This window comes from Kitasatospora sp. NPDC058162 (assembly GCF_042884005.1).
In the GTDB taxonomy this organism is placed as follows: Bacteria; Actinomycetota; Actinomycetes; order Streptomycetales; family Streptomycetaceae; genus Kitasatospora.
Genome location: NZ_JBHVUS010000002.1, coordinates 189524 through 215352 on the forward strand (window position 1 = coordinate 189524; position 25829 = coordinate 215352).

Here is a 25829-nt window from a genome sequence, read left to right on the forward strand (position 1 = left end):
ATCAACCTAGCGACAGGCACTGACAACGGCTCGTGTCAGAACTTCCGGAGACCTTTCCGCAGCTTCGCGACTCCGAACCGAGGACCATCCCCCGCTCTCCGAGCAGGGGTCCCCCCATGTTCCCGGCTCGAGGGCGAGAGCACCCGGGGAGATCGAAGGTGACCCGTCCCGCCGTCGCGTCCCCGGCGCGCCCCCTGCTCGCGGGGCGCGCCGCGGTGGTCGTCGTGTACACCGCCGCGATGTGCATGAACGGCCTCGACTCGACCATCGTCAACCCCGCCCTCTACCGCATCGCCGAGGACTTCGGCCGGCCCGTCTCGGCGGCCAACTCCGTCGAGACCGCCTTCCTGGTCGGCCTCGCCCTCGGCCTGCCGGTGGCCGGCTGGCTGGGCGACCGGTACGGCGTGAAGCGGGTCTTCCTCGGCGCGCTCGCCGTCTTCACCCTCGCCTCCGCCCTGTGCGCCGCCGCCCCCGGCCTCGGCGCCCTGGCCGCCGCCCGCGCCGTCCAGGGCGTGGCCGGCGGACTGCTCACCCCGGTCGGCATGACCCTGCTGTTCCGCGCCTTCGAACCGCAGGAACGCCCGCGGCTCGGCCGGATCCTGATCGTGCCGACCGCCCTGATGCCCGCCCTCGGACCGCCGCTCGGCGGCTTCCTCACCGAACACCTCTCCTGGCACTGGCTGTTCCTGGTCAACCTGCCGGTCGGCATCGCCGCCGTGGCGATCGGCCTGGCCGCCCTGCGGACCGCACCGGAACCCCCGGCCGGCCGCTTCGACACCCGGGGCTTCCTGCTCGCCACCCCGGGCCTCGGCCTGCTCACCTACGCCCTCGGCTTCGGCCCGGCCCACGGCTGGGCCGCCCCGTCCGTCTGGATCGGCGGACTCGCCGGAACAGTCCTGCTGGGGCTCGCCGTACGGAACCAACTCCGCGCGCCCGAACCGCTGGTGGACCTGCGGCTGCTCGCCGACCGGTCCTACGGCGCGGCGAGCTGGCTGGCCCTGCTCACCTCGGCCGGACTGATGGGCGCCCTCTTCGTCCTGCCCCTGCTCTACCAGGCCGCCCGCGGCGCCACGGCCCTGGACGCCGGGCTGAGCGTCTTCCCGGAGGCGATCGGCCTGATGGCCGCCTCCCAGGTGGTCGACCGGCTGCTCCCCAGGCTCGGCCCGCGCCGCCTCGCCCTGCCCACCCTGCTACTGGCCGCGGCGATCCTCGCCGCGCTGGGCTTCGCCGAGAACCCCTGGGCTGTCCGGGCGTTGATGTTCGCGGTCGGACTGGTGCTGGGCACCGCCGTGCTGACCGTCCAGATCGCCGGCTTCGCCGAGGTCCCACCGCCCGCGATGGGCCGGGCGATGGCCCTGTTCACCATCCTGCGGACCCTCGGCGGGGCCGTCGGCATCGCCGCCACGGCCGCCCTGATCGGCGCCCTCACCGACGGCGCCGACCCCACCCCCTACCGGGCCGCGTTGGCCCTCACCGCCACCCTCGTCGCCGTCGGCGCCCTGCTCGCCCTGCGCCTGCCCGCCCGACCCGCCCGACCCGTCACACCCTGAGGCTCAGGCCGTCCGGCCGGGCGCGGCCACCGCCGCCCGGCCGGACCACCACACCGACCCGAGCAGGAACAGCCCGGGCGCGATCCCCGCCACCAGCGCGACCACGGCCGCCGGGGCCCCGCCGAAGGCCAGCACCAGCCCGAGTGCGCCGCAGACCGCCATCCCCGTGGCGAGTGTGTGCAGCGAAGGCCGGTGCCAGGCCACCGCGAGACCGTAGAAGTGCACGCCGACCACGAGGGCGAGCCACCCCACCGTCGCCTGCGGCGTGTGCAGCACCCGGTTGATCACCGCCAGCCCGGTAGCGACCGCCACCACCTCGGCCACCACGATCAGCCAGTACCGCCCCCCGAAACTCGTGCCCGTGGGCTCGCCACCGGTCTCGGCCGCCTGCGCGCCGCGCCGACGGCCGAAGAAGACCAGCCCGAGGAACGCGGCCAATCCGATCACCCGCAGCGCAACCCCCACCCCCGACGGCAACGCCCCCGCATTCGCCTCGATGAACACGAGCCCGAACCCGGCCCCGATAAGCCGCCCCACCTGATCTCTGGTCATGCCGGACAGCATCCCAGTCGAACGTACATTCGGTCGGGCGGGAGGCCCTCCTTGACCTGCCCTTACTCTCGTACGGGGGCTGGAGCACCGGAGGAGATCGCATGAATCCCGAGCACTACCGCCTCCTCCAAGAGGCCCGACGCAGCCTCCCGGACGGCTACAAGGTCGAGCTGTCCGGCGATCTCATCGTGGCGCAGGCGCCGCCCTCATCGATTCATCAGCTGAACCTCGCGGTGGTGCAGCGCCAGTTCGAGACACACTGCCCTTCCGGCTACTTCCCGACCGGCAACAGCGACCTTTCGTCGCCCGAGGTCGGTGCGGTTCGCAATCCCGACCTGACCTACCTGCCCGAGGACGTGATCAACCTGCCGGGGCACGACATTCCCGCAGACCTCGCCCTGATCGCGGTCGAGGTCGTCTCGCCGTCCAACCCCGACAACGACTGGACGGGAAAGGCGCGCGACTACCCGCGCATGGGCTTCCCGCTCTATCTGATCATCGACCCGGGCCAGAAGACCGTGACCCTGTTCTCGGACCCGAACCGCGACCGCTACCGCACCCGCACCGAGCGGGAGTTCGGCGAGTCGATTCGCATCCCTGAGCCGTTCGGTTTCGACCTGGACCTGGCGAGGCTGGTCCCGTACCGGGACTGATACCCCTTCACCCGTTGGCGGGAACTTGGTGGGGCGGCGCCGCGCGGCGGGCGGGGTGGTACTGCATTGGGCTGACACCTTGCAGGCTGACGCCCGGATCCAGGCCACTCTTGGAGGTACCTCATGACCGTTTCGCTTCCCGAGCTCACCGGGGACTACGTCCTCGACCCCGCGCACTCCCGGATCGGCTTCGTCGCGCGGCACGCCATGGTGACGAAGGTGCGGGGCTCGTTCGGGCAGTTCGAGGGCAGCGCCCACCTGGACGGAGCGGACCCGGCGCGGTCGACCGGCCAGGTGGTGATCAAGGCGGAGAGCATCGACTCCGGGGTCGAGCAGCGCGACCAGCACCTGCGGACCAACGACTTCCTGGACGCCCCCAACTTCCCCGACATCACCTTCCGTTCCACCTCCGTCGAGGTGGGCTCCGACTCCGAGTACCGGGTGACCGGTGACCTCACCATCAAGGACACCACCCGCCCGGTCACCATCGACTTCGAGTACACCGGCAACGCCGTGGACCCGTACGGCAACCTGCGGGTGGGTCTGGAGGGCTCGGTGACGATCAGCCGCAAGGAGTTCGGGGTGACCTGGAACGCGGCGCTGGAGGGCGGCGGCGTGCTGGTCGGCGACAAGGTGGTGCTGGAGTTCGACATCTCCGCCATCAAGCAGAGCTAGCGACGCCGGCAGGGCCGAACGGCTGCCGTCAGCCGTTCGGCCAGAGGATCAGGTCGTCCAGCGCGTGCCGGCGCGGCCGGTCGCCCAGTTCGGTGAGGGCGGCGCGGATGCGGTGCAGGTGGTCGACGGTGAGCTGGAGCGGGGGCTCGTCGGGCTGGTAGGTGGTGCGGATCGGGTAGTCGACGCCCGGTTCGCGGGTCATCTCGATGTGGCAGCCGAGGACGTACGTGACGGGGCGCTCGCCGGTGAACGCGATCAGGCGCTCGACGGTGCGGCCGAAGGCGGGCCAGTCGTCGATGTAGAGCCGGCCGGGGTAGACGGTGTCGCCGGTGAGCAGGAAGCCCGTCCACGGGTCGTAGTAGGTGACGGCGGCCTCGTGGTGTCCGGGGGTGGCCAGGCATTCCAGCACCCGTCCGCCGCCGAGGTCGATGCGAGCGGTGGCCTCGGGGTCCCGGTCGAAGCCGAAGTACGCCCAGGCGGTGGGGAGATCGGAGCCGATCAGGGTGGTGGCGGGCCGGTCGGCGAACTGTCCGTCGCCCGCGATGTGGTCGCCGTGCGGGTGGGTGTGGAGCACCAGCAGCCGGTAGTCGTCCCGGGGGTTGCGGGCGAGCCACTTCGCGATGAGATCGTCGACGGTCTCCCGCAACGGGAAGTACTCGGGCTGGGACGTGGCCCCGGTGTCGATCAGCACGGCCCGCTCCGCCCCGAAGAGCAGGAACAGGAACGGCGCCTCGTAGTGGACCGCCTTGTTCTGCCGCAGGATGACGGTGTGCTCGTCGTACGCGTGGACCTGGATCTCCGGGTCCACGTTGTGCTTCGCGGACGGCGAGCCGTGGATCCACGGTACGTCCAGCGGACGGGCGATCGGTGCACCGGCGGCGGTCATGACGACTCCCTGGGTGCGTCGTCTTGACGGGCCGGGTACGGCGCACATCTCGTCCGGGGCCGGCGCCGTCGCGCTGCCGTCGGTGACGCTAGCACGAGGCCTACCCGGTGGCCTCAGCCCGCGTCGGGAGAAGCGCTTCGGGCGAACAGGAGGAAGTCGGCCCAGGCCTCGGGAGCGAAGGCGAGTTGGGGGCCGGCCTTGTCCTTGGAGTCGCGGACGTGGACGTCAGCGGGAGTGATGGCGATCTCCACGCAGGCGCCGCCTTCGGTGCCGCTGTGGCTGGACTTGAACCAGGCCAGTTCGGTGCTCATAGTTCCTCCGCCAGTTTGGCGATGAATTCAGCGGAGGCCTCAGGGCTGAGGGCCCGCTGGAGGATCATCGCATGCCGCTGGCTCAGGAGGGCGACCTTCTCCGGGGCGGAGTGGAGCAGGCCCATTGCTTGCCCCTCCTCGTATGCGAGGCGCTGATGTTCGGCGCTGTCGAGCAGAATGAAGGGGCCGTTCAATCCCGCGTGTGCGCCGGCACTGGGCACGACCTGGATGACGATGTGGCGTGCTTCATCAACGGCCAGCAGGTGAAGGAGCTGGCACTTGTGAGCTTCACTCGTGCGTAGTGGGTTCCGCACCGCAGCTTCACCGATCAGGAAGTTGAACGACTTGGTCTGCGTCTTCAACACTGTCTGACGCGCGAGGCGGGCTGCGACGCGCTCCTCGATGGTCTCGTCATCGAGTGGCGGCCAGTTCGCGCTGAGAAGCGCCCTTGCGGTCTCCTCGGTCTGGAGAAGTCCCGGGATGAGTAGCGTCTCGAACCAGTGGATGACGACGGCCTCGGCCTCGTACCGCATGTAGTCTTCGGCGAAATGGGGATACTTCTCCGGCTTCAGGAACTGCGCTCCTGCTACCAGAATCCCCTTCGCTTCGCACAGTTCGTCGGCCACCTGCAAGAGATGCAGCGATGGCTTCCGCCGCCCGGCCTCCATGGATCGCAGGCTCTCGTAGCTGTAGCCGGCCTCGGTGGCCAGCTGCTCGCGCGTGACTCCGGCGCGAGCGCGCCAGAGCTTGATCTGGTCGCCGCAGTACTGCCACGCCATCGGCGGAGGCGTGGCGGACGAGGACGCGTTCATCGCTGACCTCCGAGGTCATCCGGTGTGGGCTCCGACGTTAGGTGCCGGGCGGCTCGGAGGTGTGCGAATTGGTCGAAACCATCCCTACGGGTGACCCCAGCAGATGCGCGAGGCCGTCGGCCAGGCCGCCGCGCCAGCAGGCGTAGTCGTGGCCGCCGTTGAACTCGCGGTACTCGACCTCGTAGCCGCGGGCCGTCAGTACGTCCCGCAGGTGGCGGTTCTGGGTGAGCAGCATCCACTCCTGGAGGCCGACTTCGAGGTAGAGGCGGGCCGCGCGCCGCGGTTCGGCGGCGTACTGCCGGGTGAGCCATTCGCTGCCGGCGTCGAACTCGGTGCCGTCCGGCCACCAGAAGGAGCCGGACTGGGAGAGTGCGTTGCCGAAGTGCTCGGGGCGTCGGAAGGCGGCGAAGGCGGCGGTCAGGCCGCCCGCGCTCTGGCCGGCGATGACGGTCCGGCGCGGATCGTCGGTGGTGCCGAACTCCCTTGTGGCCCAGGGGAGGAGGCGGTCGGCGAGCAGGTCGACGAAGGCCGGGTTGCAGCTCAGGTCCTCGGGGCGTCCCGGCCCCATGGTGTGCACCAGCAGGGCGACGGTGGGCGGGATCGCGCCGTCGGCGGTCAGGTTGTCGAGGGTGTCGCCGACGGACAGCGTCTCGCCCCACATCTCGCCGTCGAGCAACACCGCCACTGGGTACGGGCCGAGGCGGGGGTCGTGTCCGGCCGGGAGGTGGACGTCCACCCGCCGGCCGGCCACTGTACGGGGGAGCGTCCGCCCGCGCGGCACGCCCTCGCGCCGCCGGACGTATGGCTGAGCGGGGGCCTCCGGCAGGCTGAGCACCGAGGAGGGGTGGCGTCCGTCGCGGGCGGGGAGGCGGGGTTCGGTGTCGTGCGGGTCGGGGCGGGCGTGGTCGAGGACGTGCAGCCAGTCGGCCCGGGTGGTGCCGGGGGTGTCGCCCTGGAACGGGTGGAACTGGTAGGAGGCGCGGTGGTCGGCGCGCAGCCGGTGGGTGAGTTCCCATCGGTCGTTCTGACAGATCATCAAGTGTGGTGTCAGGTCCCCGGCGTGCCGGTCCTTGTCGGTGACGGTGTGGACCAGGGCGAGCACGCCGTCGCAGTCCTGCGCGGTGGAGACGAGGGTGACCAGCCGGTACGCGGGGTCGTCCGGGTCGGTGGCGATGAGGGGAGAGTTGTTCAAGGTCCGTACTCCTCAGTCAGGTTGAGCGGCGCCCGAGCAGCACCCAGAGCAGGAAGGGGCCGCCGAGCACGGTGGTGACGATGCCGACGGGGATCTCCACCCCGCCGATCAGCACCCGGCCGAGGGTGTCGGCGAGCACGACGAGCAGCGCGCCGGTGAGCGCGGAGCCGAGCACCGGCACCCGGGTCGGTCCGGCCAGTCGTGCGGCCAGTACCGGCGCGGCGAGGGCCACGAAGCCGACCGGCCCGCACACTCCGACGGCGAGCCCGGCGAGGGCCACGGCGAGCAGCAGGCAGGCGAGCCGGACCCGCCCGGGGTCGACGCCCAGCGAGGCGGCCACGCTGTCGTCGAAGCGCAGCACCGCCAGCCGTCGGGCGACCACCAGGGCGGTCGGCACCAGCACGGCGAGCCCGATCAGTGTGGGCGTGGCGATGGCGTAGTCCCGCCCGTTGAGGCTGCCGGAGGTCCAGACGTACAGCGAGCCGGCGGAGTTGAGCGAGCGACGGGCCAGGGCGACCTGGATGACCGCCGAGGCGAGCGCCGACATGGCGAGTCCGACGACCAGTACCCGGTAGCCGCGGGCGCCGAGCCCGCCGGAGACGAGGGTGACGACCAGCACGGCGGCCAGCGCGCCGAGCGGTCCGGCCCACCAGGCGCCGAAGGTGCCGGAGGCGGTGGCGGAGATCAGCACGGCGGCGGTGGCGCCGTCGTTGACGCCGAGGAGTTCGGGGGTGGCGAGCCGGTTGCGGGCGAGGGTCTGGGTCAGGCAGCCGGCGAGTCCGAGGGCGGCTCCGGCGGCGAGTCCGGCGACGATCCGGCCGAGGCGGAACTTCTGCACCAGCAGGACGTCCAGCCGGTCGCCGTAGCCGAACACGGCCTGGAAGGTCCGGCCGAGGCCGAGTTCGCTCTGCCCGGCGTGCGCGGAGACGACCACGGCGGTGAGCAGCGCGGCGGCCAGCCCGAGTCCGGCGAGCAGGGGCCGGCGCGGGACCAGCAGGGACCAGGTGCCGTAGCGGAGCGCCGGATCCGGCCGCACCGGGCGTGGTTCGGACCGCTGGACGGGTGGGGCTTCGGAGGCGGGGTCGGTGAGCGCGAGGGCGGCGGAGCGGCGGGAGCGGACGATGGCGATCAGCGCCGGGGCGCCGACCAGGGCGACGATCACCGAGACCGGCGCCTCGAAGGGCCGGGCCACCACCCGGGCGAGCACGTCCGCGCCGGTGAGCACGGCGGCGCCGAACAGCCCGGCGAGCAGGGTGAGTCGGCCGATCCGGGGCCCGGCGAGGGCGCGGGCCAGGAAGCCGGCGAGCAGGCCGAGGAAGGAGATCGGCCCGGCCAGGGCGACGGCCGAGGCGGTGAGCAGGGTGACGGCGGCGGCGACGGCGGCGCGGGTGGCGCCGGGGCGGTGGCCGAGGCCGCGGGCGAGGTCGTCGCCGAGGGCGAGGGCGGTGAGCGGGCGGGTGGTGAGCAGGGCGAGCAGGAAGCCGACGCCGAGTACGGGGGCGAGTTGGCGCAGCGTCGTCCAGCCTTCCACCCCGGCCAGTGAGCCGAGTACCCACACCCGGTAACGGTCGTACGCCTCGGGGGAGTTGACGATGAGGACGCCGGTGATGCCGCCGAAGGTCGCGCCGACGGCGGAGCCGCCGAGCACCAGGCGCATGGGGGAGCCGCCGCCCCGGCTGCCGGCGAGCAGCAGCACCAGGGTGCTGGCGAGGACGGCGCCGCCGAAGGCGAAGGCGAGGTACCCGTAGGAGGTCTGCACGCCGAGCACGGCGATGCCGAGCACGACGCCGAGCGAGGCGCCCGCGTTGACGCCGAGCAGGCCGGTCTCGGCCAGTGGGTTGCGGGTGACGGACTGGAGTTGGGCGCCGGCGACGCCGAGGGCGGCGCCGACCAGCAGGGCGGTGAGGGTGCGGGGCAGTCGCAACTCGCCGACGACCAGGGCGAGTCGGCCGTCGGCGCGGGCGCCGTCGCGGTCGATCAGGTAGTCCAGGACCTTTCCGGGTCCGACCTCGCCGGCGCCGACCGAGAGCGAGAGCGCGGTGAGCGCGAGCAGTACCGCGACCGCTCCGACGGCGACCGCCCAGGTGCTGCCGCGGCGGGCCCGGGCCGGTGGGGGAGGGGCGTCGGGCGCGGTGGCGGCGGGCGGTTCGTGGACGCCCACTTGCGACGATGTCATAAGGTAAGGCTAACCTAATGAGCGGGGCGTCCCCTCGGCACCGCGTCGTGCCGGGCTGCCCGGACGCCGCCCAACTCCCGTACCACCCCGCCCCGGAGGCACCCATGCCGTACGCCCAGAGCCCGCTCCGCCCTGTCCGCCGCCGCGCGGCCCGGGTGCTGGCCGTCACCGGGGCGGCCGCCCTCCTGCTCACCGGCTGCGGCTCCTCCGGCTCCTCGGGCACCTCCGGGGGCCCCTCCAACTCCGCGTCCGCCGCCCCGGGCAGCGCGGCGGACGCGGCCAACGGCGGCAAGCGCACCGTCAAGGACGCCACCGGCAAGGCCGTCGAGGTCCCCGCCGAGCCCAAGCGGATCGTCACCCTCACCCAGGAGGACCTCGACGCGGTGCTCGCCCTCGGCGTCAAGCCGGTCGGCATCACCAACGGCCAGGGGCTCAACGAGCCGCCCGCGTACCTCAAGGACAAGGTCCAGGGCGTGCCGGTGGTCGGCAACCTGCTCCAGCCGGTGATGGACAAGGTGATCGCCGCCAAGCCCGACCTCATCCTGGCCGGGGACATGCAGGACGAACAGGTGCTCAAGCAGCTGCGCGAGATCACCCCCGCCACCCTCGTCACCATGGCGCCCACCGACGACTGGAAGCTCGCCCTCCGGGGCATCGGCAACGCCGTCAACAAGCTCGACCAGGCCGGCAAGGTGATCGACGACTACCAGGCCAAGGCCGCCAAGGCCGGTGCCGACCTCGGCAAGAACAAGGGCGCGGCCGTCTCCATCGTCCGCTGGAACCCCACCGGCCCGAGCTGGATGGAGAAGAAGCAGTTCGCCAGCGGCGTCGCCCTCGACATGGGCCTCACCCGCCCGGCCGCCCAGGACAAGGACGGCAACGCCCACAGCCCGGCGCTCAGCCTGGAGAAGCTCTCCGAGATCGACGGCGACTGGCTGTTCCTGTCCACCCTCACCGACGACGGCAGGAGCGCGCTCAAGGACGTCCAGTCCAAGCCCGCCTACCAGCAGCTGAACGCGGTGAAGAACGACCACGCCGTCACCGTGGACGGCTCGGTCTGGTCCACCCGGGGCGGTCCGCTGGCGGCCGACGCCGTCATCGGCGACCTCGGCAAGGCCCTGGCCGGATCCTGAGCGCGGCCGGAACCGGGGGGCTGTGCGATGGAGTTGACGATCCAGGGCGTCACCGCCGGGTACCGGCCCGGCCGCCCGGTGCTCGGCGGCATCGACCTCACCGTGCCCGCCGGGCAGGTGGTGGCCGTGGTCGGCCCGAACGGCTGCGGCAAGTCCACCCTGCTGCGGGCGGTGGCCCGGCTGCACCGGCCCGACGGCGGACGGATCCTGGTCGGCGGCGAGGACATCTGGCGGCTGCGCCCGCGCCGGGCCGCCCACCTGGTCGCGCTGCTCCCGCAGAGCCCACAGGCCCCGGAGGCGGTCACCGTGGCCGGCCTGGTCCGCTACGGGCGCCACCCGCACCAGGGGCTGTTCCGCCAGTGGTCGGGCGAGGACGAGCGGCTCACCGCCGGGGCTCTGCGCGCCACCGGCGTCGACGCGCTCGCCGACCGCCGCCTCGACCAGCTCTCCGGCGGCCAGCGGCAGCGCTGCTGGCTCGCCATGGTGCTCGCCCAGGACGCCCCCGTGGTGCTGCTGGACGAGCCGACCAGCGCGCTCGACCTCGGCCACGCGGTGGAGGTGCTGGAGCTGGTCCGGGCGGTCGCGGCCGGCGGGCGCACGGTGGTGATGGTCCTGCACGACCTCGCGGCGGCCGCCCGCTACGCCGACCTGCTGGTCGCCCTGCGGGACGGCGCGGTGGTGGCCTGCGGGCCGCCCCGGGAGGTGGTGGACGCGCCGCTGGTGCGGGCGCTGTACGACATCGACAGCCACGTCCTGGCGGCCCCGGACGACGGGGCGCCGGTCATCGTCCCCCGGGCGCCGCTCGGCTGAGCACCCGGCGGCCGTCCGTCCGTCCGCGAAGGCGGCGTCACCCCGTACCGGGTGGCGCCGCCTTTTCGCGTGTCGGGGACCGGCGCTGTCCGGCCGCTTCCGGGGCACCCCCTGCGTACCCGATCGACCACCCGTTCGAGTGGTTTCAACTCGCCCGCCTCCCCTCGGCCTCCCCCCGCCCGTCGCGTTGTCAGTGACCCTCGCTACGTTCCTCGCATCGCTGGTCAGCGGGGCGATCGAACGACGTTCCCCGGTGGGAGGAGTACGGCTATGGCATGGGTGGAAACGGGCGCGGGAGGGTACCGCGTCGCGCTCGACGGAGAGGGCAGGGTGGTGTGCCGCAACGCGGCGGGCCGCGACCTCAAGTCCGTCCCGTCGAAGCTCGCTGACGACCCCGTGGTCGCCCAGCTCAAGCAGCTCTCCGAATGGCTCGCCGCGCACGAGCGGCGCTGCCAGGAGGACGTCGAGCGGTGGATGGTGCGCTCGCTGCCGGTGCCCGCCGCCGTGCTCGCCGCCGTCTGGCCGGACGAGGCCTGGCAGGCCGTCCTGCGGGACGTCGTGGTCACCGGCGCGGACGGCGCCGTGGCCGGCTTCCTGCGCGACGCCGACGCCGAGCGCGGCCTCGGCCTGGTCGACCTGGACGGCGACACCGTGCGCCTCACCGACGGCGAGGTCCTGATACCCCACCCGGTGCTCCTCCCGGACCTCGACGACCTGCGCGAGTTCGCCGTCGAACTCGGCGTCTCCCAGCGCGTCCAGCAGCTTTACCGCGAGGTCTGGCACCGGCCCGCCGAGCCCCCGGCCGGCACCGAGGTCGGCACCTACGCCGGCGGCCGCTACCGCGAGCTGCGCGAGCTGGTCGGGCGCTGCGCCCGGCTCGGCTGCCGGGTCCGCGGCGGCTCCGCCGTCCAGCCGATCACCGAGGGCGGCCGCACCGTCGAGGCCCGGGTGTGGGTCGGCGACTACTACGAGTACGACGCCTGCGAGACGGGCGCGCTCAGCTGGGCCGGCCCCGACGGCCGGTCCCTGCCGCTCGCCGAGGTCGGACCGGTCGCCTGGTCCGAGGGCATGAGGATGGCCGCCGCCCTGTACGCGGGCCGCACGATCGAAGGGGAGGACGCCGCATGACCACCAGCCCGATGACCACCACCGTCCCGCACCAGGGCGTCCCGCACCAGGGCGCCGCGACGCCCGAAGCGCTGCTCGACGCCGGAGCCGTCCTGCCGCCCGGCACCCTGCCCGACGCCGGCCGCCCCGGCAGCGCCGCCGACGTGCTGACCGCCCGCGGCTACGCCCACCCCGCCCTCGACGGCCGCCGGATCGTCCGGCTCGTCCCCGGCGCGCTCGGCCCCGCCGAGGACCTCGCGCTGGAGTTCCTCGGCCTCGCCCCCGAGGGCGAACCCGCCGAGGTCGGCCAGGTCCGCCAGGAGGCGCTCGGCTTCCCGGCCTGGGCGCTGGTGAACGACCCCGCCAACGGGCACCACGCGCTTGCCCTGGTCAAGGAGTTGGAGCGGCTGGCCCGTCAGGCCAAGTCCAAGCCCGGCGCCGCCAAGGACGGCTTCGACGAGCTGGCCACCCGGCTCGGCCGCGCCGTCCCGCACTTCCTGCCCACCTTCTGCGAGGAGGTCGGCCGGATCTTCCTCACCCACGGCAACCAGACCTACGCCGCGGCCTGGTTCGGCAAGGCCCGCGAGGCCGAGCGCACCCACAACCTGGCGGTCGACGAGGAGCGGCTGCGCGCCGTCTTCCTGGAGTTCGCGCTGGCCGGCGCGCTCACCGTCAAGTCCCTGCGCCAGTACGTCAAGGAGCTCGCCCGGCGGCTCGACCCGCTGACCGCCTGGCAGCGCTTCCGCCAGCTGTGCACCGAGCGCTCCGCGGCCGGCATGGCCCCGTACGCCGGCGTCGCCGAGGACGCCCGCGCGCTGATCCGGGCCGCCGGGCTGGACCGCGCCGAGCACGAACGGTCCCTGCTCGCAGAGCTGTTGGACTCCCCGGCGGTCAACCGGGCGCCCGCCGCGTTCTGGAAGTCCTGGCACGGCGCACTGGTCGAGCTCGGCCGCGACGATGCCGGGGTCCGCACCCGCCTGCTGGAACTGCTGCCCGACCCGGCCGCCGCCGGCGGCGCGGACGCCTCCGCCCAGGACGCCGCCTGGCTGGAGGTCCTCGCCGCCACCGGCGCCGAGGAACTGCTCACCGGCCCGCGCCCCGAGGGCGCCGAGCCCGCCGCGGCCTGGCTCCAGCGCTGGTGCCACCACCTCGGCCGCGGCTGGCGCAACCGGCCCGGCTGCCCGGCCACCCTCGCCCTGGCCGGCCGGATGGTCGAGCGGCTGCGCGCCGACGCCGTCCCGGTCGACCTCTTCACCGGCATCCGGGTCAGCCTCACCCGGCTCGACCTGCTGGAGCTCCTGCTCGCCGCGGGAGTCCCGGTGGCCGACCCGCCGGCCGACCTGGTGGGCTTCGACCTGCGCGAGTGGGTCTCTCAGAGCGGTGCGGCCGGTGCCACCAGTGCCACCGGCGCCACCGGCCCGGTCGCCGCCTCACTCGCCGCCGTCGCCGCCGACGGACGGTTCCGGCCGCTGCTGCGCCGCGCCGCCCCGCCCGCCTGGGAGCAGGCCGTCCAGCACCGGGCCGCCGTCCTGCCGCTGCTGAGCGAGCTGTTCAGGGAGTGGGCCGAGGAACGCGCCGAGGAGCTCACCGCCATCCGCGGCCTGGCCGGCGCCGCCGACCTGGCCCGCTCGCTGAGCACGTACCGCACCGCCATCCGCACGGTCGCCCCGGCCGCCGCCGAGAAGATCGCCGCGCTCGACGTCACCGGGCTGCTCACCCGCGCCCTCGGCGCCGGCATCCTGGACGAACTCGGCTGGCCCGCGCTGGAGGACGCGCTCGCCCGGCTCGCCGACCCGCCCGCCCCCGACGCCCTCCCGGACAACGCCCCCGGCCACCGCCCCCGTGCCCTCAACGACCTGATCGTCGAGGAGGCCTGGCCGTACCTCATCCTCGCCCGCCACGACCGGGCCCTCGTGGTCGGCCCGGACGGCATCCTGCTGGAGCACACCCTGCGGGTGCCCCCGCTGACGGGCGTGCGCAACCGGCCCCGACTGCGCCTGGTCGACGGCGAACTCCTCGTCGTCTGGCACGAGGCCGGCGAGCAGAAGGCCTACTGGTCCGGCCGACCGGACCAGACCTTCGAACTGACCGGCCGCACCATCGCCGGCTACTACTACTACGGCGACCGCCACCCGGACGACACCTCCCTCCCGCTGCCCGGCGGCGGCCGCACCACCGGCGCCCGCCCGCTGCACCCCGGCGACACCCGGCTGCCCGAGGAGCACCCCGTCCTCGGCGACGGCACCGGCCACTGGACGCTGCGCCACGCTCCGGACGGCAGCCCCGTGCTGCGCGAACTCGACCCGGCCACCGGTGAGTTGGGCCGGGCCGCCGAACCGCCCGTGATCGCCGCCACCGCCGCGGCCGGCCCGCTCGTCGTGGGCAGCGCCCGCCTGCTGCCGCTGCAGCCCGGCCTGGAGCACAGCCCGCTCGGCACCGACGGCACCGTGCTCGGCAGCTGGATCCGCCGTGACCCCGGACGCGCCGTCACCACCTTCACCGCCGACGGACAGCGCATCGTCCTGCCGCTGAACGGCCGCGACGACACCCACATCCTCCCGGTCGGCCGGCTCGCCCTGCCCGGCGCCCAGGGCCCGGTGGTCAGCCGCACCGGCGAGTTCCTCGACCTCGGCCTGCCCGACCTCGCCGAGCGCTCCGACCGCACCGCCGACCTGCGCTCCTGCCGCTCGGGCGGGCTCCCCGCCGCCGGCACCGCGCTGATCCCGCCCTTCGACCACTGGCACGCCCTGCGGCCCCGCGACGAGGCGGGCTCCCAGGTGCTGCGCGCCCTGACGGCCGACCAGGCCGCCCGACTTATCGACCTCGCCTGGCCCGTCGACACCGAGCCCGTCCCGGCGGACGAGCAGCGCTGGCTCACCGTCCAGGGCGTGAGGCGCCCGCTCGCCCAGCGCGGCGAGGCCCGCGACAGCCTGCCCGTCGAGGCGGTCGGCGCCGCCCTGCCCGGGATCACCCACCCGCTGCTGCTGGCCGGCGTCGCCGGGTTCGCCCGCACCGCCGCCGACCTGCTCGACCGGATCGCCCGGTTCCTCCCGCAGCCGGACGCCGAACGCCCCACCAAGGCCGAGGCCGCCGAGTGGCGGCCCCAGCACGGCCGGGACGACGAGCTGCGCGACGCCGTCAACGCCGTCCTGCCCGGCACGTCCGGCCTGGGCCGCACCTGGGGCAACGACGGGGGCCACCAGGTACTCAACAACCTGCGCGCCGTCACCGCCGTGCTCGCGGTACCGACCGTCCCGGCCGCCCCGACCGCCGTGCCGGGCGAGGGCTGGACGACCGAGGCCACCGTCACCCTGCACGGCGGCGACGCCCACCACGGCTGGCGGCACCTGCTCGGCCGGGTGGACGTCATCGCCCACGCCATCGCCAACCCGCTCACCCCGGCGGCGCACCGCTCCACGCTGGTCCTGCTGCTCGGCGAGCTCACCAGGGGCCCGCTCGCCGACCGCGGCGCCACCCTGCGCGAGGTCGTCCTCGCCGAGACGGACGAACGCGCCAAGGGCCACCGGCCGGCGGCCTACCGCCGGGGCGAGGTGCTGCGGCACGGCCACCGCACGGTGGTGATCCTCGACTACCGCCACCAGGACCCGGACGGCACGGCCCACTGGCACGCCGTCGACCACGACCCGAGCGGCGAGTTCGGCCCCGTCGCCCACTTCACCACCGTCTGGGAGCGCCGCACCGAGGAGCGGGTCGGCTTCGCCTGGACGGAGAAGTTCTGGCGGGTCGCCGCCCTGCGCGGCACCGTCCCCTGGCAGCCCGAGCGCGCCGCGGCCTTCACCGAACTCACCGGCATCGGCACCGCCCGCGCCACCCTGCTGCTCTGCCCGCCCCCCGGGCTGCTGCAGTGGGGCGACATCGACGTGCCCGCCGAACACGGCCTCAAGGCCGCCGAGATCAAGGCCGCCCGCGCCTGGCTGCGCGGGCTCGACCAGAACGCCGTCGCCGACGTCTGGGGCGCCCTGCTGCCCCTCGACGACCCGAAGCGGCTGTGGACGGAGGGCCCCGACCTCGCCGCCGGGGCCGCCGCCTGGACCCGGCACTTCGGGCAACTGGTCACCCTCCCCGAGGACGTCCTTCCCGGCGTCCAGGGCGTGCACATCGACCGGATCGAGGAGGTGCTCAACCCCGGCCGGACGCCGTGGCTCACCCGCACCACCGGCTACCGGCTGACCGACGGCAGCCGCGCCGCACTCCAACTGGAGGCCGAGGACGCGACCGCCGTCCCCGGCGCCGGCATCCTGCCGGGCACGATCGACGCGCTGCGCTGGCTCGGCTACCACCTGCCCGCCGACAGCCCGCTGCGCCCGCTGCTGCCCGCGGCCGCCACCGCGCTGCGCACCCGCCTGGCCGACCCGGAGCTGCTGCTCGGGTTCGGCCTGGTCACCACCACCAAGGGCGCCTCGCTGTCGACCGTCCTGCGCGAACACTTCGGCCTGCCCGCCGAGGGCGGAGCCGACCCGGACGGCCTGGTCCGCTGCGGTCCGGCGCTCGTCCTCAGCCCCTACCGCACCGAGTACGAGCAGATCTGGCTGCGCCCCGCCGGCCTCACCGGCGCCGACGACCCGCTGATCGACCTGCTCCTCGGGCTGGCCGACGGCTACTGGTTCGGCGCCGACCTGGCCGCCGTCCGGTCCGTCCTGGGTGGCGAACCGGAACGCCTCGCCGCCACCGCCACGGCCGTGCCGACCACCGCCGAGGGCCCGGCCTGGCTGCAGAACCCGCAGTTCAGCGCGCCCGAGCTGGTCGCCGAGGCGGCCCGCACCCACGGCCTGGGCGAGGACGCGGCCGCGCTCTACCTCCAACTGCTCGCCCTGCCCGACCCGACGGACCGCAACACCGCCCGCTGGACGGGCTGGAAGCCCGCCCGCCTCAAGCGCGCCCGCGCCGAACTCGCCGCCGGCGCACTGGTGCTGGAGGCCAAGCGGGCCCGGGCCGGCCGCAGCCTCTTCCTGCCCGGCGGCTGGCAGGAGGCCAAGTCCCCCGCCCTTCCGGCGGAGACCTGGAAGGCCGCCCTGTACCCGCTGCCCACCCACCGGCCGGCGCTGCCGCAGCTGCCCGTCCCCGAACTGTTCGCCCGCGCCTGGCAGCGCACCCTCGACGGCGACGCCCCCGGCTACGAAGAGCTCCAGACCAGCAAGCGCAGGAAGGCCCGCCGATGACCGGCACCGAGAGCACCACCACCGAGACCACCACCACCGCGACCCGGCAGATCGTCCCGCCCGAGGAGAAGCACGCCGCCGAACTGGAGTTCCTCGCCGCCCACGACAGCGGCCCGCGCCCGCCCGGCTGGCGCCTCACCCCGCGCGCCGTGGTCACCTTCGTCATGGGCAGCGGCGGCGAGAAGCTCAAGGCCGGGCGCCGCAGCCTGGCCGTCGAGCCCAAGTTCGTCGGCGAGCGCGCCCTGGTCGAACGCTGCGTCGTCACCCTCGCCGGGGAGCGCGGCCTGCTGCTCGTCGGCGAACCCGGCACCGCCAAGTCGATGCTCTCCGAACTGCTCGCCGCCGCCGTCTGCGGCACCAGCGCGCTCACCGTCCAGGGCACCGCCGGCACCACCGAGGACCAGCTCAAGTACGGCTGGAACTACGCCCTGCTGCTCGCCAAGGGCCCCAGCCGCGAAGCCCTCGTCCCCTCCCCGGTGCTCACCGCGATGACCACCGGGGCCGTCGCCCGGGTCGAGGAGGTCACCCGCTGCCTGCCCGAGGTGCAGGACGCCCTGGTCTCCCTGCTCTCCGAACGCCGCATCGCCGTCCCCGAGTTGGCCGGCACCCCGGACGGGCAGCTGCACGCCGCCGCCGGCTTCACCCTGATCGCCACCGCCAACCTGCGGGACAAGGGCGTCAGCGAGATGTCCGCCGCCCTCAAGCGGCGGTTCAACTTCGAGACGGTCGGCCCGATCGGCAGCCTCGCCGCCGAGGTCGAGCTGGTCCGCCGCCAGTCCACCGGCGCCGTCGCCCGGGCCGGCGCCGGCTACGCCGTCGACGACGCCGTGCTGGAGGCACTGGTCACCGCCTTCCGCGACCTGCGCACCGGCCGCTCCACCGAGGGCTGGGAGGTCGAACGCCCCTCCACGGTGATGAGCACCGCCGAAGCCGTCTCCGTCGCCACCGCCCTCGGCGTCACCGCCGCCTACCTGCCCGACGGCGGCGACCTCCTCGGCCGCCTCCCCGGCCAACTCCTCGGCGTCGTCCGCAAGGACGACCCGGCGGACGCGGCCCGGCTGCTCGGCTACTGGGACGGCCCGGTCCGCCGCCGGGCCGAACAGGGCGCCGCCACCTGGCGCACCCTGTGGGACCTCCGCTCGGCGCTGGAGGTCTGACGATGACGAGCAGCGCGGTGAAGACCACCACCCCGGACGGCCCCGCCACGGCGGGCGCCGAGCTCGGCGCCGACTTCGGTGCCGTTCTCGATACCGACTTCGACGCCGACCTCGGTGCCGGAGCCGTCCGCGCCGAGACGGACCGGCTGGCCGGCTCCGGCACCGACCGTCCCGGGCCCTACCTGATCGGCGTGCGCCACCACGCGCCCTCCCTCAGTGCGGTCCTCCCCGCGCTGCTCGACGCCGCCCGGCCCGAGGCCGTCCTGGTCGAACTGCCCGCCGAGTTCCAGCCCTGGCTCGACCGGCTCGCCGACGAGGCCACCGAGGCCCCCGTCGCCCTGGCCGCCGCCCCGGCCGGCCCGGACGACGCGGACGGGCCCTCCGGCGGGCTCGCCTTCTACCCCTTCGCCGACTTCTCCCCGGAACTCGTCGCCCTGCGCTGGGCCCGGCGCAACGGCGTCGAAGCCATCGCCTGCGACCTCCCGCTCGCCCACCGCACCGGCAGCGCGGGCGCCCGAGGCCGGCACCCGGCCGCAACCCCGTCGGGCCCCGGCGTCGCCGACGCGCTGCGCCACCGCCTCACCGGCCGCGCCGACGACGACGACCTCTGGGACCGCCTCGTCGAGACCGCCGCCCCCGGCTCCACACCGGAGGCCGTCCGGCGCGCCGCCCTCCTGGTCGGCTGGGCGCTGCGCCACGACGCCGAGACCGGCCCCGGCGTCGACCCGTACGACCTGCGCCGCGAAGCCTGGATGCGCGCCCGCATCCGGGCCGCCTCCGCCGACGGACGCCGGACCGCCGTGGTGGTCGGCTCCTTCCACGCCCCCGCCCTGCTCGACGGACCGACCGCCCCCGAGGAGCCGCCCCACCCGGACGAGCCCGGGCACGTGCTCTCCCTCATCCCGTACACCTACCCGCTGCTCGACGCCCGCTCCGGCTACCCGGCCGGCATCCGCGACCCCGAGTGGCAGCACACCGTCCTCGACGCCGGGGGCGACCCCGAACGCCTCACCGAGGCGCTCACCGCCACCGCCGTCCGGATCTGCGCCGCCCTGCGCACCCAGGACCACCCCTCCGGCCCCGCCGACGCCCGCGAGATCGTCCGCCTCGCCGGCGACCTCGCCCGGCTGCGCGGCCACGCCGCCCCCGGGCGCGGCGAACTCGTCGAAGCCGTCCAGTCCGTGCTCGCCCAGGGCGAACCCCTCGGCCGCGGCCGGGCCGTCGCCCGCGCCCTCGAACAGGTCCTGATCGGCACCCGCACCGGGCGGCCCACCCCGGCCGCCCCGCGCAGCGGACTCGGCCCCGCCGTCGAGACCCTCCTCGCCGAACTCGGCCTCCCCGGCCCCACCGACCCGGGCCCGCGCGAAGTGCGCCTCGACCCGCTGCGCAGCCCCCTCGACCGGCGCCGCGAGATCCTCCTCCACCGCCTCACCGCCTGCGGCGTCCCCTACGCCGACCCCGTCCCCACCACCGGCCCCGGCGGCACCGAAACCCTCGGCACCCGCTGGCGCCTGCACTGGACCCCCACCGTCACCGCCCTCCTCACCGTCGCCGGCACCCGCGGCGTCACCCCCGCCCAAGCCGCCGAGGGCACCCTCCGCACCCGCCTCACCGACGACCCCACCCCCCGCGAGATCCTCGACGGCCTCACCGCCGCCGCCTCCTGCGCCCTCCCCGCCCTCACCACCACCCGCCTCACCCAACTCACCACCACCCTCCCCACCACCGCCACCCTCCCCGACCTCCTCGCCGCCCTCACCCTCCTCGACCGCCTCACCGCCGGCCACTTCCCCGGCCTCCCCACCCCAGCCCCCGCCCTGCCAGCCAATGAGGCCTCGCCGGGCGGCAGGGACGAGGTCGAGTCCACCCCCGCCGACCAGACCGCCGCCCCCACCGCGCAAACCCGCGACGATCAGGCCCCCGACCGTACGGTCTTGGGCTCGCGGGGTGCCGTGCATGAGCCCGCCGCCGTCGCCGTCGCCGTCGCCGTAGGGGCGGTGTCGGTGGCCCCGGCCCTCGCGGGGCCTGCTGTGGCAGCCCTGCCAGCCGATGAGGCCTCGCCGGGCAGCCCGGGCCGGGCTGCGCCCACCTCCGCCGAACAGACTTGCGACCTCGCTCCGCAGGGCCCCGCCGACCAGACCGCCGGTCCCACCGCGCAAACCCGCGACGATCAGGCCCCCGACGATCAGGCCCCCGACCGTACGGTCTTGGGCTCGCGGGGTGCCGTGCATGAGCCCGTCGCTGTCACTGTCGCCGTAGCGGCGGTGTCGGTGGCCCCGGCCCTCGCGGGGCCTGCTGTGGCAGCCCTGCCAGCCGATGAGGCCTCGCCGGGCAGCCCGGGCCAGGCTGAGCCCACCTTCGCCGACCAGACATGCGACCTCGCTCCGCAGGGCCCCGCCGACCAGACCGCCGGCCCCACCGCGCAGGGCCCCGCCGAGTGCATTTCCGGCCTTGTTGATGGTCGACCGGCTGCCGGGCCGCCCCGCCCTGGGGCACCGCTCGGTGTGGCGGTGGAGTTGTTGACCGCTGTGGCGGTGCGGCAGGTGGAGGGGTTGGGCGGGTCGGATGATCCGGCGGATGCGCGGGCGCTGGTGGAGTTGGCGCGGCGGGCGGATCGGCTGGGTGGGGTGCGGTTGGGGTACGTGCTGGGCGAACTCGCTGAGCGGGGGAGCCCGTTGGTGCGGGGTGCGGCCGGGGCGGTGCGGGTGTTGCTCGGGCAGGAGCCGGCGGAGGTGTTCGGCGTGCGGGCCGCGTCCTGGGTGGACGGGGCTACGGACGTGCGGGCGCGGCAGGTGCTGGGGCGGGCGCTGGTGGGGGTGTTGACCGCCGCCGAGGGGCTGTTCGACAGTGCGCCCGAGGCGCTCGATCCGGTGCTGGAGCGGGTCGGTTCGCTCTCGGACGCCGCGTTCCTGGACCGACTGCCCGCGCTGCGCGGCGGCTTCGAGACGCTCAGCCCGGCCGCCCGCGACCGGCTGCTGTCCCTGGTGGAGGAGCGTCTGGGCACCCGGCTGGCTGCTCTGCCGGAGCAGACCGACCCGGCCCTGGTGGCCCGTTGGGTCCGCGCGGACCTGGCCGCCCGCCGGGTGCTGGCCGGTAGGGGACTGCTGCCGTCCGCTGATGCGGGGCAGGGGCAAGAGCAAGTGAAGGCCCCGGCCCCGGCACCCGCCGGACCACTGCCGCACCCGGGCCACGTGCTCACCCCCGCCGAGCGCTGGCGCCTGCTGCTGGGCCGCCCCGGCGCGGGCGGCCTGTCCGGTCGTGGCGCCCGACTCGCCACCGCGCTGGACGAGTTGTACGGCAGCGGCCACGGCGAGGGTTCCGGCCCGGGCCTGGACGACCGGGGGAGTGGGAGGGGCGGCCGCGAGGCGTCCTTCCCCGGGGTGCGCGAGTGGGCGGAGGAGTTGGAGGCGCTGTTCGGCCCGGGCGTGCGGGAGGAGGTGCTGGCGGCCGCCGTCGCCCACGGCCGTACGGACGTGCTGGAGGCGATCGACCCGTCGGCCGTCCGCCCGTCGGTGGACCTGCTGCGCGCGGTGCTGGACCACGCGGGCGGCCTGCCCGAGGCCCGGGTGGCGCGGCTGCGCCCGCTGGTGCGGCGGATGGTGGACGAGTTGAGCCGTGAGCTGGCGACGAGGCTGCGCCCGGCGCTGACCGGGATCAGCGTGCCGCGCCCGTCGCGGCGCCCGGGTGGCGGGCTGGACCTGCACCGGACGATCCGGGCGAACCTCGCCACGGCCCGTCCGGCGCCGGACGGCTCGGGCCCCGTGATCGTGCCCGAGCGCCCGGTGTTCCGGACCAGGGCGCGGCAGGCCAACGACTGGCGGCTGATCCTGGTGGTGGACGTGTCGGGGTCGATGGAGGCGTCCACGGTCTGGGCGGCGCTCACCGCCTCGATCCTGGCGGGGGTGCCCTCGCTGAGCACCCACTTCGTGGCCTTCTCGACCGAGGTCCTCGACCTGACGGAGCAGGTGGCGGATCCGCTGAGCCTGCTGCTGGAGGTGAGCGTCGGCGGCGGCACCAGCATCGCGACGGGCCTGCGCTACGCGCGGGAACTGGTGACGGTGCCGTCGCGGACGCTGATCGCGGTGGTGAGCGACTTCGAGGAGGGCGGCCCGGTCAACGGGCTGATCGCCCAGACCAGGGCCCTGGTGGACTCCGGCGTGCACCTGCTGGGCTGTGCGGCGCTGGACGACTCCGGGAAGGCCCGCTATTCGAAGGCGGTCGCGGGCCAGCTGGTCGCGGCCGGGATGCCCGTGGCGGCGCTGAGCCCGCTGGAACTGGCCCGCTGGGTGGGGGAGAAGGTGCGATGAACGCCACGACGCAGACGACGCAGACGACGCAGGCGGTGCAGACGGTGCAGGATCGGCTGGGGGACGGCTGGCCGGGCGTCCGGCCCGAGGTGGTCGCCGAGGTGGTGTCGGCGCTGAGCGCCCGCCTCCAGAAGCGGCTGGACGGCGCGGCGGCGAAGCTCGCCGATCGGCCGCTCAGCCGGGACGGCGACGAGTGGCGGGTGCAGGTGGACGAGGAGGCCGTGCTCGTCCTGCACGCGCCGGGCGGGGTGGTCACCGGACCGGCCAACGTCCGGTGTGGCTGCCTGCTCGCCCCGGCCTGTGTCCACCGGGCCGCCGCCGTCACCCTCTGCCCGCTGGCGGAGGCCGGCGATCCGGAGGCCGACGATCCGGTGGCCGTCGGAATTCCGGCCACGGCGACCCCCGAGGCACCAGCCACGGCCACAGCGACGACCAAGCCCGCGCCCGAACCGGCACCCGCCACCCTCACCCCGGCCGAACGCGCCGCCGCCCGTCAGCTCCACCGGGCCGCGTGTGCGCTGCTGGCCGCCGGGGTGAGCGGAGCGGGTGCGGTCGCCCAGGCGGAGCTGCTGCGGTCCGGCCACGGGGCGCGGGTGGCGGGGCTGTACCGCCCGGCTGCGGCGGCGGTCGCCGTGGTGACCAGGATCCGGGCGGCGCGTTCCGGCGCGCCCGACCACCGGCTGGCGGACCTGGTGGCGGGCCTGCGCGAGCTGCTCGGCCTCACCACCGTCCTCACCAGCGCCCCCGCTGGCGCCCCCGCCGGCACCCCCACCCCGCTCGCCGCGCTGCGCGGCACCGCCCGCCAGGCCTACGCCGAGGAGGGCGGCCTGCGACTGTACGGACTGTTCGCCGAACCGGTGCTGACCTCGACCCATGCGGGCGTGGTCAGTTGGGCGGTGGACGCGGGCGGCCGGCTCAGCACAGTCGCCGAGGTGACCCCGCACGGCGACGCCGCGACCGCCGCCCCGCTGGCGGTCGGGGCGGGCAACCGGACGGTGCGGCTGGGCGATGCCGCGCTGACCCACCGCGAGTTCAGCCGGGCCGGACTGGCGGTCCAGGGCGCGACCAGGTCCACGGGCGGGCGGCTGGGCGCCGGGGCCTCGGTCCGGGCGGTCCGCGCGACGGGTGCGGCCTGGACGGCGGAGCCGGTGGCCCGGCTCTGGGCCGAGTCGCCCGCCGCCCAGGTGGCGCGGGCGCTGGCGGCGCAGGAGCTGCCGTACGAGAGCCGCCCGGCGGGGAGCGACCTGCTGTTCCTGGACGTCGTCCTGCTGGGTACGGCCCCGACCGGTCCCGGCGGGGCGCTCCAGTTGCTCGCCCGTACGGCGGGGAGCAGCGGGTCGGTGATCGCGCTGTGCCCGGGGCACGAGCACCCGGACCTGGCCTTCCGGGCCAACCTGGCCCTGCTCGCCACGGTCCCCGGCCTGCGGCTGCGGCTGATCGGCCGGCTGGAGCGTGCCGACCGCCCGGAGCTGCGGGTGCTGGCCGTCGGTACGCCCCCGGGTGCCCCCGACCGGGACACCCCCGACGGGGACACCACCGGTGGCCTCGCCCTCCCCGCCGACCGGGCGGACCGGGTCAACCTCGGCCTGGAACGCCTGCAGACCGCTGACCTGCCCGCCGACCTGCCAGCCGACCCGCCAGCCGACCCGTCCACCGGGCGACCGAAGGAGCCCTCGGCAGGCCCGTCGGCGGAGCTCCCCACCGCGCCGCCGGTCGGCCCGCCGGTGCACGTGCTCGGCCGCCGGGTCGAGCAGGCCGTCACCACCGGCCGGTCCGCCCTCGCGCCGAGCGCGGCCGCGGCGGCGGCCGACCGGGGCCTGCTGCGTGCGGCCGGGCTGGTGACCGCCGCCGAGCTGCTGGACGGCCTGCGGGCGGCTGCGGCGGACCAGCCGCGCGATGTGTTCGGCCGGATCGTCACGGACGACCACGAGGCCTTCGCCACCGCCTGGCTGGCGGCCGCCGATTACACCGAGGCGCTGGCGACGGCGCTCTGCTCCGCCGCCTGGGGCGGCCCGGAGGACGGGGACGGTGGTGAGGTTCCCCGGAGGGAGGCGCAGGCGGAGGTATGAGCAAAGTATTTGCAGAGACCGATTATCCGCGCCAACTGGCATACTTGTGAGAGAGGAGACATCTCAGTACGCACGCGCGCACAGACGAATGCGAAGGGAAGGCGAGCCATGTCCATCCGCGATGACGCGGCCGAGGTCCGGGCCGGTGGCTGGCGGACGCTTGCCGCACTGCACGGGCTGATCGACGCCGCGCTGGAGAAGGCGCTCCAGGCGGAGCACAAGCTCTCGGTGGTCGAGTACACGGTGCTGGACGCGCTCTCCCGGCAGGACGGCTGGCACATGCGGATGCAGCAGCTGGCCCGTGCGGCGGCGCTGAGCAGCAGCGCGACCACCCGGCTGGTGAGCCGCCTGGAGGACCGGGGCCTGCTCAGCCGCTACCTCTGCGCGGACGACCGTCGCGGCATCTACACCGAGCTGACGCCGGAGGGCCGCGCCCTGCTGGAGGCCGCCCGCCCAGTGCACGACGCCACCCTCGAGGCGACGCTGGCCCAGGCCGCCGAGCTGCCCGAACTGGCCCCGCTGGTCGGCGCGCTCGCCGAACTCAGCCCGGCGAAGGCCTGACCCCGGCGGACACCTCACCCCGGCGAAGGCCTGACCCCGGTGAAGATGTAACCTGGCCAAGGCGTAACCCGGCGAAGGCGTGACAACGCCGGGGGCAGTCACCGGGACCGCGCCTCACCGCCGCCCGGCGGCCAGCGCGTCCCGGTGCACCCGGTCGAGCAGGGCGAGCAGCAGCTCCTTGCTGGACGCCCGCTCCCGGACGTCGCACAGCACCACCGGTACCTCCGGCCCGAGGTCGAGCGCGCGGCGGACGTCCTCCGGGGTGGCGTCGCGGCGGCCGTGGAAGCAGTTGACCCCTATGGCGAAGGGGATGCCGCGCTGTTCGAAGAAGTCCACGGCGGCGAAGCTGGATTCGAGCCGCCGGGTGTCGGCGAGGATGATCGCGCCGAGGGCGCCGAGCGCGAGGTCGTCCCACATGAACCAGAACCTGAACTGCCCGGGCGTGCCGAAGAGGTAGAGCACCAGGTCCTCGCGGACGGTGATCCGTCCGAAGTCCATCGCCACCGTGGTGGTGGACTTGCCCTGGATGCCTTCGAGGCTGTCGACCCCGATGCTGGCGCGGGTCATCCGCTCCTCGGTCTGCAGCGGTTCGATCTCGCTGACCGAGCCGACCATGGTGGTCTTCCCGACGCCGAAGCCGCCGGCGACGAGGATCTTGACCGCGCCCGGCACCAGGCTCTGGGTCGTCAATTCGGGTC

General features: G+C 75.0%; 18 protein-coding genes and 1 riboswitch. Of the genes, 11 read left to right on the top strand and 7 right to left on the bottom strand.

Annotated elements, in window-relative coordinates:
• Positions 1–158 precede the first annotated feature (158 nt).
• Positions 159–1550 (top strand): DHA2 family efflux MFS transporter permease subunit, encoded by a 1392-nt coding sequence (locus ACFVXG_RS04380; protein WP_387924201.1) that lies wholly within the window; start codon positions 159–161, stop codon positions 1548–1550.
• Positions 1551–1553: 3 nt separating this feature from the next.
• On the opposite strand, the gene ACFVXG_RS04385 is transcribed toward ACFVXG_RS04380, so the two are convergent.
• Positions 1554–2114, bottom strand: a complete 561-nt coding sequence (locus ACFVXG_RS04385; protein ID WP_387924203.1) for a hypothetical protein — start codon at positions 2112–2114, stop codon at positions 1554–1556.
• 89 nt (positions 2115–2203) lie between these two features.
• Here ACFVXG_RS04385 and ACFVXG_RS04390 point away from each other — a divergent pair, with 89 nt between their 5' ends.
• A complete protein-coding gene (locus ACFVXG_RS04390) occupies positions 2204–2755 on the top strand; it encodes a Uma2 family endonuclease (RefSeq protein ID WP_387924204.1) in 552 nt (183 codons plus the stop codon).
• Positions 2756–2878: 123 nt separating this feature from the next.
• Positions 2879–3430 (top strand): YceI family protein, encoded by a 552-nt coding sequence (locus ACFVXG_RS04395; protein WP_387924206.1) that lies wholly within the window; start codon positions 2879–2881, stop codon positions 3428–3430.
• A 28-nt stretch (positions 3431–3458) separates the two neighbouring features.
• On the opposite strand, the gene ACFVXG_RS04400 is transcribed toward ACFVXG_RS04395, so the two are convergent.
• The 5 genes from ACFVXG_RS04400 to fhuB form a co-directional block, all read right to left on the bottom strand.
• Positions 3459–4316, bottom strand: a complete 858-nt coding sequence (locus ACFVXG_RS04400; protein WP_387924208.1) for an MBL fold metallo-hydrolase — start codon at positions 4314–4316, stop codon at positions 3459–3461.
• A 12-nt stretch (positions 4317–4328) separates the two neighbouring features.
• Positions 4329–4389, bottom strand: a riboswitch (guanidine-III (ykkC-III) riboswitch).
• Positions 4390–4429: 40 nt separating this feature from the next.
• On the bottom strand, positions 4430–4627 hold the full coding sequence (locus tag ACFVXG_RS04405) for a DUF397 domain-containing protein (RefSeq protein WP_387924210.1): 198 nt from the start codon (positions 4625–4627) through the stop codon (positions 4430–4432).
• Positions 4624–5439 (bottom strand): Scr1 family TA system antitoxin-like transcriptional regulator, encoded by an 816-nt coding sequence (locus ACFVXG_RS04410; protein WP_387924212.1) that lies wholly within the window; start codon positions 5437–5439, stop codon positions 4624–4626. The genes ACFVXG_RS04405 and ACFVXG_RS04410 overlap by 4 nt, the downstream gene beginning before the upstream one ends.
• A gap of 37 nt (positions 5440–5476) precedes the next feature.
• Complete coding sequence (fes, locus tag ACFVXG_RS04415) at positions 5477–6631, bottom strand: enterochelin esterase (RefSeq protein ID WP_387924214.1); 1155 nt, start codon at positions 6629–6631, stop codon at positions 5477–5479.
• Between the two features lie 16 nt (positions 6632–6647).
• Positions 6648–8807, bottom strand: coding sequence for a Fe(3+)-hydroxamate ABC transporter permease FhuB (gene fhuB / locus ACFVXG_RS04420; RefSeq protein WP_387924216.1), 2160 nt, complete (start codon positions 8805–8807; stop codon positions 6648–6650).
• A 104-nt stretch (positions 8808–8911) separates the two neighbouring features.
• Between fhuB and ACFVXG_RS04425 the strand changes: the two genes are divergently transcribed.
• The 8 genes from ACFVXG_RS04425 to ACFVXG_RS04460 all read left to right on the top strand — a co-directional run bounded on the left by ACFVXG_RS04425 (position 8912) and on the right by ACFVXG_RS04460 (position 25131).
• The gene (locus ACFVXG_RS04425) at positions 8912–9940 is read left to right on the top strand and encodes an ABC transporter substrate-binding protein (protein WP_387924863.1); all 1029 of its coding nucleotides are present in this window, start codon (positions 8912–8914) and stop codon (positions 9938–9940) included.
• 27 nt (positions 9941–9967) lie between these two features.
• On the top strand, positions 9968–10750 hold the full coding sequence (locus ACFVXG_RS04430) for an ABC transporter ATP-binding protein (protein WP_387924217.1): 783 nt from the start codon (positions 9968–9970) through the stop codon (positions 10748–10750).
• A 270-nt stretch (positions 10751–11020) separates the two neighbouring features.
• Positions 11021–11878 carry a DUF4132 domain-containing protein gene (locus ACFVXG_RS04435; protein ID WP_387924219.1) on the top strand — a complete coding sequence of 286 codons (858 nt, stop codon included), beginning with the start codon at positions 11021–11023 and terminating at the stop codon, positions 11876–11878.
• The gene (locus ACFVXG_RS04440; RefSeq protein ID WP_387924221.1) at positions 11875–17037 is read left to right on the top strand and encodes a hypothetical protein; all 5163 of its coding nucleotides are present in this window, start codon (positions 11875–11877) and stop codon (positions 17035–17037) included. Before ACFVXG_RS04435 ends, ACFVXG_RS04440 begins: the two co-directional genes overlap by 4 nt.
• Complete coding sequence (locus ACFVXG_RS04445; protein ID WP_387924223.1) at positions 17034–18194, top strand: AAA family ATPase; 1161 nt, start codon at positions 17034–17036, stop codon at positions 18192–18194. Before ACFVXG_RS04440 ends, ACFVXG_RS04445 begins: the two co-directional genes overlap by 4 nt.
• Before the next feature lie 2 nt (positions 18195–18196).
• Complete coding sequence (locus tag ACFVXG_RS04450) at positions 18197–22501, top strand: DUF5682 family protein (RefSeq protein ID WP_387924225.1); 4305 nt, start codon at positions 18197–18199, stop codon at positions 22499–22501.
• Positions 22498–24570: a hypothetical protein gene (locus tag ACFVXG_RS04455; RefSeq protein WP_387924227.1), complete on the top strand. Its 2073-nt coding sequence runs from the start codon at positions 22498–22500 to the stop codon at positions 24568–24570. The genes ACFVXG_RS04450 and ACFVXG_RS04455 overlap by 4 nt, the downstream gene beginning before the upstream one ends.
• Positions 24571–24678: 108 nt before the next feature.
• The gene (locus tag ACFVXG_RS04460; protein ID WP_387924229.1) at positions 24679–25131 is read left to right on the top strand and encodes a MarR family winged helix-turn-helix transcriptional regulator; all 453 of its coding nucleotides are present in this window, start codon (positions 24679–24681) and stop codon (positions 25129–25131) included.
• A gap of 114 nt (positions 25132–25245) precedes the next feature.
• On the opposite strand, the gene ACFVXG_RS04465 is transcribed toward ACFVXG_RS04460, so the two are convergent.
• Complete coding sequence (locus ACFVXG_RS04465; RefSeq protein WP_387924231.1) at positions 25246–25821, bottom strand: ATP/GTP-binding protein; 576 nt, start codon at positions 25819–25821, stop codon at positions 25246–25248.
• Positions 25822–25829: the final 8 nt, after the last annotated feature.